Origin of the sequence: Mycobacterium sp. 852014-50255_SCH5639931, assembly GCF_001665605.1 — a bacterium.
GTDB lineage: Bacteria > Actinomycetota > Actinomycetes > Mycobacteriales > Mycobacteriaceae > Mycobacterium > Mycobacterium paraffinicum.
This window is the reverse complement of sequence record NZ_LZSV01000026.1, coordinates 49,975-63,834: the sequence shown is the minus strand read 5'-3', so window position 1 is coordinate 63,834 and position 13,860 is coordinate 49,975. Positions and strand designations below refer to the sequence as shown.

Genomic DNA, 13,860 nt, shown 5'->3' with positions numbered 1-13,860 from the left:
GCCAACTGGTTCTTCCGACACCGAACGAGGCCGCCCATGGGATTCATGACCCCGGACCTTCCCGACGTCGATCGCAAGACCTGGCCCACACTGCCCCGGGCCACCCGGCTGCAGGTCGTGACGCGGCACTGGGCGGAACACGGCTTCGGGACACCCTATGCCGTGTATCTGCTGTACCTGATCAAGATCGCCCTGTACATCGCCGTCCCCGCCGCGATCATCTCGCTGACCCCGGGCCTCGGCGGGCTTGGCCGCATCGCCGACTGGTGGACGCAGCCGATCGTCTACCAGAAGGTCATCGTCTTCACGCTGCTGTTCGAGGTGATGGGCCTGGGTTGTGGGTCCGGCCCGCTGACCGGACGGTTCATGCCGCCCATCGGCGGAATCTTGTACTGGCTGCGGCCCAACACGATTCGGCTGCCGGCGTGGCCTGGAAAGGTGCCGTTCACCGCCGGTGACAGCCGCACCGTCGTCGACGTCGCGCTGTACGCAATCGTTTTGGCCGGCGGGGTGTGGGCGCTGCTGTCGCCCGGCCACGGCGGGCCGGTCACCGCGGTCGGCGACGTTGGCCTGATCGACCCCGTCCGCGTCATCCCGACGATCGTCGCGCTGGCGGTACTGGGCCTGCGCGACAAGACCATTTTCCTGGCCGCGCGCGGCGAGCACTACTGGCTCAAGCTGTTCGTGTTCTTCTTCCCGTTCACCGATCAGATCGCGGCATACAAGCTCATCATGCTGTTGTTGTGGTGGGGCGCCGCAACATCCAAGCTCAACCACCACTTCCCGTATGTGGTGTCGGTAATGACGAGCAATAACGCGCTGCTGCGGCCCAAACTGTTCAACCCGATCAAGCACATGCTGTACCGCGACCACATCAACGATCTGCGTCCCACCTGGTTGCCGAAGATGATGGCCCACGTCGGCGGCACCACAGCCGAATTCGTGGTTCCGACGGTGCTGGTCTTTTTCGCCGGCGATCACCCGTGGCGGTGGTTCCTGATCGGATTCATGGTGATCTTCCACCTCAACATCATTTCCAACCTCCCGATGGGAGTTCCGTTGGAGTGGAACGTCTTCTTCATCTTCTCGCTGTTCTATCTGTTCGGGCACTATGCCTCGATCCAGGCCACCGACTTGCGTTCGCCGCTGCTGTGGGCCCTCGTCATCGCCGCGGTGGCAATCGTGATCGCGGGAAACATGTTCCCCAAGAAGATTTCGTTCCTCCCCGCAATGAGGTATTACGCCGGCAACTGGGCATCCAGCGTGTGGTGCTTCCGCGCCGGCGCCGAGGAAAAGATCGACGCCGAGATCGTCAAGAGCTCCGCCCTGGTCATCAACCAGCTGGCCCGGCTTTACGACCCCGAGACCGCGGAGATCATGGCGGACAAGACCGCCGCCTTCCGGGCCATGCACGTGCACGGCCGCGCGCTCAACGCCCTGGTGCCTCGCGCCATCGACGACGAAGCCAATTACAAGATCCGCGAGGGTGAAATCGTCGCCGGGCCGCTCGTCGGCTGGAACTTCGGCGAGGGCCACCTGCACAACGAGCAGCTGCTCGAAGCCGTGCAGCGCCGTTGCCACTTCGAGGACGGCGACGTGCGGGTGATCGTCCTCGAGGGACAGCCCATCCACATCCAGAAGCAGTGGTACCGCATCCTCGACGCCAAGGCTGGACTGATCGAGGAAGGCTATGTCAACGTCGAGGACATGCTCGCCCGCCAGCCGTGGCCGGAGCCCGGTGACGAGTTGCCCGTGCATGTCATCGATGGCGGCAACCGCCCGGCTTCGCCGCGGACGATCCGGCGCAACGGCTTATGAGCAGAGCCGTGGTGGTCGGCGCCGGCCCCAACGGCCTGGCCGCGGCGATCCACCTCGCCCGTCACGGCGTCGAAGTCCAGGTGCTCGAGGCGTGCGACACCGTCGGCGGGGGAGCCCGCTCCGGCGAACTGACGATGCCCGGCGTCATCCACGACCACTGCTCGGCGTTTCACCCGCTGGGCGTCGGCTCGCCGTTCTGGAAGGAGATCGACCTGCAGCGCTACGGGCTGCGGTGGAAGTGGCCGGAAGTCGACTGCGCGCACCCGCTCGACGACGGCACCGCCGGCGTGCTCTACCAGTCGCTCGATGAGACGGTGGCCCGGATGGGGGCCGACGGCGCCCGGTGGCGACGGGCGATAGGGGACCTGGCGGCGGGATTCGATGAGCTGGCCGAGGATCTCATGGGTCCGGTGCTGGGCATCCCGCGTCACCCGCTCCGCCTGGCCGGCTTCGGCCCGCGGGCGCTGCTGCCGGCCACCACCATGGCCCGCTGGTTTCGCACCGAGCAGGCGCGCGCGCTGTTCGGCGGCGCGGCCGCGCACGTCTACACCCGGCTCGACCGGCCGCTCACCGCGTCCCTGGGGTTGATGATCCTGGCCAGCGGGCACCGCTACGGCTGGCCCGTCGCGCAAGGGGGGTCCGGGTCGATCAGCCATGCGCTTTCCGTCGCCCTGCAGGAGTACGGCGGCTCGGTGGCGACCGGGGTGACCGTCAGCAGTCGCAAAGACATCCCGGACGCCGACATCGTCATGCTCGACCTCAGCCCGGCCGCGGCGCTCGCCATCTACGGCGACGCCATGCCGGACCGGATCAGGCGGTCCTATCGGCGTTACCGCGAGGGCTCGTCGGCGTTCAAGGTCGACTTCGCCATCGAAGGCGACATCCCGTGGACCAACCCCGACTGCACCCGGGCCGGCACCGTCCACCTGGGCGGCACGTTCGCCGAGATGGCGGACACCGAACGTCAACGCGCGCAGGGAAAGATGGCCGACCGGCCCTTTGTGCTCCTCGGGCAGCAGTACCTGAGCGACCCGTCCCGCTCGGCGGGCAACGTCAACCCCATCTGGGCTTACGCGCACGTGCCGTTCGGCTACGACGGCGACGCCACGGCCGCCGTCGTCGGCCAGATCGAGCGGTTTGCGCCGGGTTTCTCCGACCGCGTCCTGGCGATGGTCAGCAAGGGGCCCGCCGAGCTGCAGGCCTACAACGCGAACTTCATCGGCGGCGACATCATCGGCGGCGCCAACGACGGGCTGCAGGTGATCTTCCGCCCCCGCATCGCCGTCGATCCCTACGCCACCGGCGTGCCCGGCGTCTACCTGTGTTCACAGTCGACGCCTCCGGGGGCGGGCATCCATGGGCTGTGCGGTTACCACGCCGCCGAGTCGGCGCTGAAGTGGCTGAAGAAGACCCGCCGCGACTGAGGTCACATCGTCCGCGGGAACCGGGGCGGCAACCGCGCATGTTGCTCATCTAGGCTGACCACGAGCGCGTATTCAGCGGACTCAGTAAAGACATCGCCAAGACAGGGAGAGATCAAGTGACGGTCCGAGTAGGCATCAACGGCTTCGGTCGAATCGGACGCAATTTCTACCGTGCCCTGCTGACCCAACAGGAGCAGGGCACCGCCGACATCGAGGTGGTGGCGGTCAACGACATCACCGACAACCACACACTGGCGCATCTGCTCAAATTCGACTCCATCCTGGGCCGGCTGCCCTACGACGTCAGCCTGGAAGGCCAGGACACCATCGTGGTGGGTCCGCACAAGATCAAGGCACTCGAGGTCAGGGAGGGCCCGGCAGCGTTGCCGTGGGGCGACCTGGGCGTCGACGTCGTCGTGGAATCCACCGGCCTGTTCACCAACGCCGCCAAGGCGAAGGGGCACCTGGACGCCGGCGCCAAGAAGGTGATCATCTCGGCGCCCGCCACCGACGAGGACATCACCATCGTCCTGGGCGTCAACGACGACAAGTACGACGGCAGCCAGAACATCATCTCCAACGCGTCGTGCACCACGAACTGCCTCGGGCCGCTGGCCAAGGTCCTCAACGACGAGTTCGGCATCGTCAAGGGGCTGATGACCACCATCCACGCCTACACCCAGGACCAGAACCTGCAGGACGGGCCGCACAAGGACCTGCGCCGGGCGCGCGCCGCCGCGCTGAACATCGTGCCGACCTCCACCGGCGCGGCCAAGGCCATCGGCCTGGTGCTGCCGGAGCTGAAGGGCAAGCTCGACGGGTACGCGTTGCGGGTGCCGATCCCCACCGGCTCGGTGACCGACCTCACCGCCGAGCTGTCCAAATCCGCCAGCGCCGAAGACATCAACGCCGCCTTCAAGGCCGCAGCGGAGGGCAAGCTGAAGGGCATCCTGAAGTACTACGACGCCCCGATCGTCTCCAGCGACATCGTCACCGACCCGCACAGCTCGATCTTCGACTCCGGTCTGACCAAGGTGATCGGCAACCAAGCCAAGGTGGTGTCCTGGTACGACAACGAGTGGGGCTACTCCAACCGCCTCATCGACCTCGTCGTACTGGTCGGCAAGTCGCTGTAAGCATGGCCGTTCCTACTCTGAAAGACCTACTGGCCGAAGGTGTTTCGGGTCGGGGCGTGCTGGTGCGTTCAGACCTGAACGTCCCTCTCGACGACGAAGGCGCCATCACCGACCCGGGCCGGATCACCGCGTCGGTGCCGACGTTGCAGGCGCTCGTCGACGCCGGCGCCAAGGTGGTGGTCGCCGCGCACCTGGGTCGGCCGAAAAACGGGTCCGACCCGAAGTTGTCGCTGGCGCCGGTGGCAGCGGCGCTCGGCGAGCAGCTCGGCCGGCACGTGCAGCTGGCCGGCGATGTCGTCGGCGGGGACGCGCTGGCCCGGGCCGAGGGGCTCACGGACGGCGACGTGCTGCTGCTGGAGAACATCCGCTTCGATTCCCGCGAAACCAGCAAGGACGACGGTGAGCGGCTCGCGCTCGCCCGCGAACTCGCCGAATTGGTTTCGCCCGGAGGGGCTTTCGTCTCCGACGGGTTCGGGGTGGTGCACCGCAAGCAGGCTTCCGTGTACGACGTGGCGACGCTGCTGCCGCATTACGCCGGCACGCTGGTGGCCGACGAGATCCGGGTGCTGGAGCAGTTGACCAGCTCGACCACCCGCCCCTACGCGGTGGTGCTCGGCGGATCGAAGGTGTCCGACAAGCTCGGCGTCATCGAGTCGCTGGCGACCAAGGCCGACAGCATCGTGATCGGCGGCGGGATGTGCTTCACCTTCCTTGCCGCACAAGGCTTTCCGGTGGGAAAGTCGCTGCTGGAAGAGGAGATGGTCGACACCTGCCGCCGGCTGCTGGACACCTACGTCGACGTGCTGCGGCTGCCCAGGGACGTCGTGGTGGCCGAGCAGTTCGCCGCCGACTCGCCGCCGCAGACGGTGGCCGCCGACGCCATCCCGGACGACATGATCGGGCTGGACATCGGCCCGGAATCGGTGAAGCGCTTCGCGGCCCTGTTGTCCAACGCCCGGACGGTCTTCTGGAACGGCCCCATGGGCGTGTTCGAGTTCCCGGCGTTCGCCACGGGCACCAGGGGCGTCGCCGAGGCCATCGCCGCGGCGACCGGCAAGGGCGCGTTCAGTGTGGTGGGCGGCGGTGACTCCGCGGCCGCGGTGCGTGCGCTGGGCATCCCGGAGGGCGACTTCTCGCACATTTCCACCGGCGGTGGCGCGTCGCTGGAATACCTCGAGGGCAAGACGCTGCCGGGCATCGAGGTTCTCGGGCGGCCGCAACCAAGTGGAGGAGACGCGTGAGCCGCAAGCCGCTGATCGCCGGCAACTGGAAGATGAATCTCAACCACTTCGAGGCGATCGCGCTGGTGCAGAAGATCGCGTTCGCGCTCCCGGACAAGTACTACGACAAGGTCGACGTCACGGTCTTGCCGCCGTTCACCGACCTGCGCAGCGTGCAAACCCTGGTCGACGGCGACAAGCTGCGGCTGACCTACGGCGGCCAGGATCTGTCTCAGCACGACTCGGGCGCCTACACCGGTGACATCAGCGGGGCCTTCCTGGCCAAGCTGGGCTGCAGCTTCGTCGTGGTCGGCCACTCCGAACGGCGCACCTACCACAACGAGGACGACGCGCTGGTGGCCGCCAAGGCCGCAGCGGCCCTCAAGCACGAGCTGACCCCGATCGTGTGCATTGGCGAGCACCTCGACGTCCGGGAGGCCGGCGGACACGTCAGCCACTGCGAGGAGCAGCTGCGCGGCTCGCTGGCCGGGCTGTCCGCCGAGCAGATCGACAAGGTGGTGGTCGCCTACGAGCCCGTTTGGGCCATCGGCACGGGCCGGGTGGCCAGTGCCGCCGACGCCCAGGAGGTGTGCGCCGCGATCCGGACGACGTTGGCGACCCTCGCCTCCTCCAAGGTCGCCGACACCGTTCGGGTGCTCTACGGCGGCTCGGTGAACGCCAAGAACATCGGTGACATCATCGCCCGCGACGACATCGACGGCGCCCTGGTCGGCGGCGCGTCCCTGGACGGTGAGCAGTTCGCGACGCTGGCGGCGATCGCCGCCGGCGGGCCCCTGCCGTGACGCCGCGGCCCCGCCGGTAGGATTTAGCGTCATGGAGCTGGCCCTGCAGATCACCCTGGTGGTCACAAGCGTGCTCGTGGTGTTGCTGGTGCTGCTGCACCGCGCCAAGGGTGGCGGCCTGTCGACGCTGTTCGGCGGCGGTGTGCAGTCCAGCCTGTCCGGTTCGACGGTGGTGGAGAAGAACCTGGACCGGTTGACGCTGTTCATCACCGGCATCTGGCTGGTTTCCATCATCGGGGTGGCCCTGCTGATCAAGTACCGGTGACCCGTCGGCGGGCGGAGCGCGTGATCCGCACCGATACTGGGACGCATGGTTGACGTTTCCGACATCGCGCTCGAACCCATCGGCGCCGTGCAACGCACGCTCGTCGGTCGCGAGGCGACAGAGCCGATGCGCGCCGACATCCGGCTGCTGGGCGCCATCCTCGGCGACACCGTGCGCGAGCAGAGCGGGGACGAGGTTTTCGACCTCGTGGAGCGCGCCCGGGTGGAGTCGTTTCGGGTGCGCCGCTCCGAGATCGAGCGGGTCGACTTGGCGCGCATGTTCGACGGAATCGACATTCACCAAGCGATCCCGGTCATCCGGGCATTCAGCCACTTCGCGCTGCTGGCCAACGTGGCCGAGGACATCCACCGGGAGCGTCGCCGCGCCATCCACGTCTCCGCAGGCGAGCCGCCGCAGGACAGCAGCCTAGCCGCGACCTACGCGAAACTCGATGGGGCCGAACTTGATTCGGCGACGGTGGCCGACGCGCTGCGAGGCGCCCTGATCTCCCCGGTGATCACCGCCCACCCCACCGAGACCCGGCGGCGCACCGTCTTCGTCACCCAGCACCGGATCACCCAGCTGATGCGGTTGCACGCCGAGGGGCACACCGAAACCGATGAGGGGCGCAACATCGAGCGTGAGTTGCGCCGCCAGGTCCTCACCCTGTGGCAGACCGCGCTGATCCGGTTGTCCCGCTTGCAGATCACCGACGAGATCGAGGTCGGGCTGCGTTATTTCGCCGCGGCGTTCTTCCAGGTCATTCCGCAGGTCAACGCCGAGGTCCGGGACGCGTTGCGGGCGCGGTGGCCCGACACCGACCTGCTCGCCGCGCCGATCCTGCGGCCCGGCTCCTGGATCGGCGGCGACCGCGACGGCAATCCGAACGTGACCGGCGACGTGGTGCGCCAGGCCACTAGCAGTGCCGCGTTCACCGCGCTGTCGCATTACCTGGAAGAGCTCACCGCCCTCGATCAGGATCTGTCGATGTCGGCGCGACTCGTCCCCGTCACCGCGGGGCTGGCGGAACTGGCCGAGGGCTGCGGGGAGAAGGCCCGTGCCGACGAGCCGTACCGGCGGGCGGTGCGGGTGATCCGCGCCCGGCTCACCGCGACGGGCGCCGAGATCCTGGACAGCCGGCCGCAGCACGAGCTGGACCTCGGCCTGGCACCGTATTCCGCCCCGGCCGAGCTGCAGGCGGACTTGGACACCATCGACGAGTCGCTGCGCGCACACGGCAGTGCACTGCTGGCCGACGACCGTCTCGCCCTGCTACGAGAAGGCGTGAGCGTCTTCGGGTTTCACTTGTCCGGGCTGGACATGCGGCAAAACTCCGACGTCCACGAAGAGGTGGTGGGGGAGCTGTTGGCGTGGGCCGGGGTGCACCCGGACTACGCCTCGCTTCCCGAGGACGAGCGGGTCGAGCTGCTGGCCGGCGAGCTGGGTACCCGCCGCCCGCTGGTCGGCGACCGCGGGGGCCTGTCCGACCTGGCCCGCAAGGAGCTCGACGTCATTGGCGCCGCGGCGTATGCCGTCGGGCGCTACGGCCCGGCCGCGGTACCCAACTACGTCATCTCCATGTGCCGCTCGGTCTCCGACGTCTTGGAGGTGGCGATCCTGCTGAAAGAGGGCGGGCTGCTGGATGCCTCCAGGCCCGAACCGTATTGCCCGGTTGCCATCTCGCCGCTCTTCGAGACGATCGACGATCTGCATAACGGCGCGGCCATCCTCGACGCGATGCTGGAGCTTCCGCTGTACCGGGCGGTCGTCGACGCGCAGGGCGGCCGTCAGGAGGTGATGCTCGGCTACTCCGACTCGAACAAGGACGGCGGTTACCTCGCCTCCAGCTGGGCGGTCTACCGAGCGGAGCTGGCGCTGGTCGAGGTGGCCCGCAAGGCCGGAATTCGCTTGCGGCTCTTCCACGGTCGCGGCGGTACCGTCGGCCGCGGGGGTGGGCCGAGCTATCAGGCCATCCTGGCGCAACCCCCGGGCGCGGTGAACGGCTCGCTGCGGCTCACCGAGCAGGGCGAGGTGATCGCCGCCAAGTACGCCGAACCGCAGGCGGCCCGGCGCAACCTGGAGAGCTTGGTGGCGGCGACGCTGGAGTCGACGCTGCTCGACGTCGAGGGCCTGGGCGATGCCGCGGAACCGGCCTACGCGGTGCTCGACGAAGTGGCCACCCTGGCGCAGCGCGCCTACGCCGAATTGGTGCATGAAACACCGGGATTCGTCGACTACTTCATGGCCTCGACGCCGGTCAGCGAGATCGGTTCGCTGAACATCGGCAGTCGCCCGACGTCACGCAAACCCACGTCGTCGATATCGGACCTGCGCGCCATCCCCTGGGTGCTGGCGTGGAGCCAGTCCCGGGTGATGCTTCCGGGCTGGTACGGCACCGGGTCGGCGTTCGAGCAGTGGATCGCGGCCGGGCCCGAAAGCGAGAGCGAACGGGTGGCGATCCTGCACGAGCTGTACGAGCGGTGGCCGTTCTTCCGCGGCGTGCTCTCCAACATGGCCCAGGTGCTCGCCAAGAGCGACCTCGGCCTGGCGGCGCACTACTCGGAGCTGGTCGAGGACGAGGAACTGCGGGACCGGGTGTTCGACAAGATCGTGGACGAGCACCGGCGGACCATCGCGATGCACAAGGTGATCACCGGTCACGACGACCTGCTCGCCGACAACCCCGCGCTGGCCCGCTCGGTGTTCAACCGCTTCCCCTACCTGGAGCCACTGAACCACCTGCAGGTGGAGCTGCTGCGCCGCTACCGCTCCGGTGACGACGACGAACTGGTGCAGCGCGGCATCCTGCTGACGATGAACGGATTGGCCAGCGCGTTACGTAACAGCGGGTAGCGGCCTTGAGTCGTTGATCACGGCTCGGTTGTCACGCCGGGCTACGCCGAGCCCGGATCAGACCGATGGTGTGCTGTCCAGATCGGCTGCCCTGCATGAGCATTCATGCTGCGGCGGGCGATCACCAAGTCTGGGCGGCGATCTGGGCGGCCAATCATCAGAAGGCGACTCCTCGAGCGGACACTGTTACACCTGGCCCAGGCAAATGCGGTCAGGCCAGTTGAAACTGTAGGGAATTCCCTGATTCATCGGACTTCTGGCAGGCATACGCTCCGCACAGGGTGAGGGGCGCGCACCGAACCCGTCCGACTCTGGACTGCGCGGCATCAGTGCTCGAAGGGGCTTGCCATGAGAAAACGAGCGACGCAACGTTTCGCAATTCTCACCGCCGCGGCCTGTCTTTTCGGTCTTGTCATCGCGACGCCGATCGTGGCGCCGACTGCCCGCGCCGACCAGTTGGGGAACGGATACGACGTGACTTGCACGCCCGTAGGTACTTCCGGGGCGACGTGCCACATCGCGGGCTGCCCGCGCGTGCAGGGCGACGAGGCCGGGGACGAAGTACACGCCAGATTCAACGCCCAGCCGCAGGAGACGATCGGGAAAGCTTGCAACGACGCGATTGAGGTCAGCACGAGCTCGATGCACCAAACCGTCGACGTCGCCTCTGGATTCACCTTCTCCATCCAAGGTTGCCGTTGGCACAAGATCGGCTCCGACGATTGCGGCGCCTGGTCGATCTACAAGTACACGCCACCTCCGGCGCCCGCGCCGGCGCCGGCGCCGGCGCCGGCGGTGTGCACATCCGGACCGGAGGCGGGAAAGACGCTTCCTCCCGGCTCGTCGTGCTGCCCCGCCGGCTCGGTGGCCTCGGTCGTCCCGGCCGGTCAGCAGTGTCAGGCAGCGCCACCCGTTAATTGCCCGGCGGGCTCGGTGTCCGCGACTGTTCCGGCCGGCCAGCAGTGTCAAGCGGCGCCGCCGCCGAAAGACGCTGTCACCTTGACATTTCAGAAGAATGGCTTCCAGATCAACGCAATCGTCGTCAACAACTCGAACATCGCGGGCCAATGTCAGTACGACGCCGTCAACACCAACGGCATCATCCCAGAGCGGATCGACAATTTTCCCATCGGAGCCAAAGCGACTGTGACACGGACGTATCTGGCTCCTCCGCCCCTGGCGAAATTCCACGCGACGGTGAAGTGCACGGGTGACTTCAACGGCACGAGTGACCAGTTCGGCAACGCTTCGACGGATGTGATCGGCTAGCAAGTGGCCTTCACGGAGCCGCTCGGCTACCTGCAAGTGGGCGGTAGCGCCGCTGCCGCTCCGGGGACGACGACGAACCGGTGCGGCATCCTGCTGACGATGAACGGATTGGCCAGCGTGTTACGGAACAGCGGATGATGGGCATTCGTAGGCCATGTCGGACAACGCGTCCCCCGTCACCGCGGCCCAGGTGGCCCAGAACGGCGTCTTCGAACGGCTCGCCCGCGTCGGGTTCGTCGTCAACGGCGTACTGCACCTGATCGTCGGCTACCTCGCCATCCGGGTCGCATGCGGCGACGGCGGCACCGCGGACCAAACCGGCGCCCTGGCGACGCTGGCCGCCAAACCGGGTGGCCCGCTCGCACTCTGGATCGCCACGGCGGCCCTGCTGGCGATGGGCCTCTGGCGGCTCGTCGAAACCGCCCTCGGCCGATCATGCGACCGGAAGTCGGAGGGCCCGTCGTCGGATGCGTTCTCGCGGGCGAAGGCCCTTGGGCTGGCGGCGGTCTACCTCGCTTTTGCCTACTCCGCATTCGGATTCGCCCGGGGCGCCGGAAGGGCGGCGGATCAACAGAATTCGAGCATCAGCGCGCGCCTCATGGAAACGACCGGCGGCACCATCGCGCTGGTTGCGGGCGGGCTGGTCATCGTCGTGGTCGGGTGTTACCACATCTACAAGGGCGCCAGCCGCAATTTCGTCGACGACCTCCGGGGCAAGTCGGGCGACTTCGTGCGCCGGCTCGGCGTGGCCGGGTATATCGGCAAGGGCGCCGTGATCACCCTGACGGGCGCGCTGGTGATCATCGCCGCGTGTCGCTCGGAACCGAAGAAGGCCACGGGGCTCGACGGGGCCCTGAAGGCACTCGGGGCTCAGCACTATGGGGCGGCGCTGTTGATCGCCGCCGGCCTCGGACTCATCACCTACGGGCTGTACAGCTTCGTGATGGCCCGGTCGACCAAGATGTAGGCCCGGACCCTACTGCGCCGTGCGGTTGCGCAGCCGGTCGAAAACACCCCGCACGGCGTGCTCGGTCATCGCGAGCGGCGTCATCATCGCCTCGCCTACCTTCACCATGTCGTCGAGCCGCCCGACGATCGCCTCAACGGGCTCGACCAGGACGATCAGTCGCCTGGCCAGATCGTCCAGCCGTGACAAGGTGCCGTCCAGGTGGTCCAGGCCGCTTTCCATGCGCTCGACCGTGGCGTTCAGGTTGGAAAGGGAAGTGTTGAGCTCTTTCATGGTCGTGCTTAGGCCGTCGAGGACGTCTTCGACCTGCTCCACCGTCTTGTCGGCGTTCAACGCAGCCTGGGTGAGGGTCTTGATCCGGCTTCGCTCTTGCCCACCGCGCACGGTTCTGTCTGCCATGACCGTCATTATCACCCGGATCAAACCGGGCGGGGGCTAGCTTGGCTGACCCGGATGAGCGGGCAATTTGGCCGCGGCCTGCTCGTCGAGCAGCCACAGCGTGGTTTCCTGCCCGATCGCCCCGGCGGCCGGCACCGAGACCGGCGGGGCGCCGCCGATGGCCGCGGCCACCGCGTCGGCCTTGGACGCCCCGGACACCATCAGCCAGACCTCGCGCGAACGCTGGATCGCGGGCAGCGTCAGGGTGATTCGTTGGGGAGGCGGCTTGGGGGAGTCCTCCACCGGGACCACCATGCGGCTCGTTTCCAGCACGGCGGGGGTGTCGGGGAACAGCGAGTTGATATGGCCCTCCGGGCCCATGCCCAACAGGTGCACGTCGAAATTCGGAATGGGCTGGCCGGGTTCGGCGTTGGCCGCCAGCAGCTGTTCGTAGGCCAGCGCGGCGGCGGCGAGGTCGGTGCCGAATTCGCCGTCACTGGCCGGCATCGTGTGCACATGGCTGGACGGAATGTCGATCCGGTCCAGCAACGCCTCCCGCGCCTGCTTGTCGTTGCGCTCTTCGTCGTCCTCGGGGACGTAGCGCTCGTCGCCCCAGAACAGGTGCACCTTGGGCCAGGCGATCTCGTGCCCCGCCAGGGACTTGAGCAATCCGATGCCGTTGCCACCGCCGGTCAGGACGACGAGCGCTCGGTCCCGGGCCGCCACGGCGTTGCGGATGTTATCGGCCAATCGGTTGGCTGCGGCCTCGACCAGCGCCTGACCTTCCGGGAAAACTTCGATGATGGTGCTCACACGTACTGCACTTTCTCAATGCCCTCTAGCGCTAACTGGTAAATCTCATCGGGATCGAGCCGCCGCAGGTCTTCGGCGAGGCACTCGCCGGTTTCCCTGCGGGCCAAGGGAAGCAGAGCCTCCGGCTTGGCGGTGCGACTCAGTGTCGCCGTCCTGCCCTCCTGGGGCCGGCTCAGGACGATGGTCTCGCTCTTGCGTACGAGTTCCACCTTGAGCTCGCCGACCGCGCGGCGCACCGGGCCATCGATGCAACTGGCCAGCCAGCCCGCGAGGATGTCAAGCGCCGGCTCGGTTTTCAAACCGGACACCAGGGCCGACTCGATCGGTTCGTGGGGCGCCAGGTCGACCGCGGAGGTCAACAGCGCCCGCCAGTAGGTGATGCGGGCCCAGGCCAGGTCGGTGTCGCCGGCCGTGTACCCGGGCAGTCGGCCCTTGATCGCCGACAGCGGATCAGTTCCGTTAGTGGCATCGGTGATGCGCCGAATCGCCAACTTGCCCAACGGATCCTGTGCCGGAACGGCCGGCGCGACGTCGGGCCACCACGCCACCACCGGGATGTCGGGGAGCAGGAACGGGGTGACGACGCTGGCGGCGTGCCCGGCGAGCGCCCCGGACAGATTCAGGATCACCACTTCGGTGGCCCCGGTGTCTCCGCCCGCGCGCAGCTGCGCGTCCAGGCGCGGCTCGTCGGCGTACGGGTCACCCCGCATCGTGACGATGATCCGGCTGGGGTGCTCGTGGCTGGCGTTGTTGGCCGCCTCGAGCGACTGTTCGAGGATGGCGTCGCTGTCGGGCGCGATGAGAAGCGTCAGTACCCGGCCCATCGTCACGGCGCCGACCTTCTCCCGCAGTTCCTCGAGCTTCTTGTTGACCGCGGTGGTGGTGGTGTCCGGCATGTCGATAATCAAATGCGC

Annotated in this window: 12 protein-coding genes; 9 read left to right on the top strand and 3 right to left on the bottom strand. The window is 67.6% G+C overall.

Annotated features, from left to right (window positions below):
* Positions 1–36 precede the first annotated feature (36 nt).
* From A5758_RS15645 to A5758_RS15605, 9 genes are all read left to right on the top strand, one after another.
* On the top strand, positions 37–1,818 hold the full coding sequence (locus A5758_RS15645) for a DUF3556 domain-containing protein (protein WP_067741635.1): 1,782 nt from the start codon (positions 37–39) through the stop codon (positions 1,816–1,818).
* Positions 1,815–3,242, top strand: coding sequence for an NAD(P)/FAD-dependent oxidoreductase (locus A5758_RS15640; protein WP_067741632.1), 1,428 nt, complete (start codon positions 1,815–1,817; stop codon positions 3,240–3,242). The genes A5758_RS15645 and A5758_RS15640 overlap by 4 nt, the downstream gene beginning before the upstream one ends.
* Positions 3,243–3,358: 116 nt before the next feature.
* Positions 3,359–4,378 (top strand): type I glyceraldehyde-3-phosphate dehydrogenase, encoded by a 1,020-nt coding sequence (gap, locus tag A5758_RS15635; RefSeq protein ID WP_067741629.1) that lies wholly within the window; start codon positions 3,359–3,361, stop codon positions 4,376–4,378.
* Between the two features lie 2 nt (positions 4,379–4,380).
* A complete protein-coding gene (pgk, locus tag A5758_RS15630) occupies positions 4,381–5,619 on the top strand; it encodes a phosphoglycerate kinase (RefSeq protein ID WP_067207469.1) in 1,239 nt (412 codons plus the stop codon).
* Entirely contained in the window at positions 5,616–6,401 is a 786-nt protein-coding gene (gene tpiA / locus A5758_RS15625) for a triose-phosphate isomerase (protein ID WP_067207473.1), read from the top strand. The genes pgk and tpiA overlap by 4 nt, the downstream gene beginning before the upstream one ends.
* Positions 6,402–6,432: 31 nt before the next feature.
* A complete protein-coding gene (gene secG, locus A5758_RS15620; RefSeq protein WP_040624202.1) occupies positions 6,433–6,666 on the top strand; it encodes a preprotein translocase subunit SecG in 234 nt (77 codons plus the stop codon).
* A gap of 45 nt (positions 6,667–6,711) precedes the next feature.
* Entirely contained in the window at positions 6,712–9,519 is a 2,808-nt protein-coding gene (gene ppc / locus A5758_RS15615; RefSeq protein ID WP_067741627.1) for a phosphoenolpyruvate carboxylase, read from the top strand.
* Between the two features lie 348 nt (positions 9,520–9,867).
* Positions 9,868–10,788 carry a hypothetical protein gene (locus tag A5758_RS15610; RefSeq protein ID WP_156622653.1) on the top strand — a complete coding sequence of 307 codons (921 nt, stop codon included), beginning with the start codon at positions 9,868–9,870 and terminating at the stop codon, positions 10,786–10,788.
* Between the two features lie 154 nt (positions 10,789–10,942).
* Positions 10,943–11,755 (top strand): DUF1206 domain-containing protein, encoded by an 813-nt coding sequence (locus A5758_RS15605; RefSeq protein ID WP_067741621.1) that lies wholly within the window; start codon positions 10,943–10,945, stop codon positions 11,753–11,755.
* A gap of 9 nt (positions 11,756–11,764) precedes the next feature.
* Here A5758_RS15605 and A5758_RS15600 read toward each other — a convergent pair whose 3' ends face one another.
* The 3 genes from A5758_RS15600 to opcA are packed head-to-tail and all read right to left on the bottom strand — an operon-like array spanning position 11,765 to position 13,854.
* Entirely contained in the window at positions 11,765–12,163 is a 399-nt protein-coding gene (locus A5758_RS15600; protein ID WP_067741618.1) for an ATPase, read from the bottom strand.
* Positions 12,164–12,190: 27 nt separating this feature from the next.
* The gene (pgl, locus tag A5758_RS15595) at positions 12,191–12,946 is read right to left on the bottom strand and encodes a 6-phosphogluconolactonase (protein ID WP_067741615.1); all 756 of its coding nucleotides are present in this window, start codon (positions 12,944–12,946) and stop codon (positions 12,191–12,193) included.
* The gene (gene opcA / locus A5758_RS15590; protein ID WP_067741612.1) at positions 12,943–13,854 is read right to left on the bottom strand and encodes a glucose-6-phosphate dehydrogenase assembly protein OpcA; all 912 of its coding nucleotides are present in this window, start codon (positions 13,852–13,854) and stop codon (positions 12,943–12,945) included. The genes pgl and opcA overlap by 4 nt, the downstream gene beginning before the upstream one ends.
* Positions 13,855–13,860: the final 6 nt, after the last annotated feature.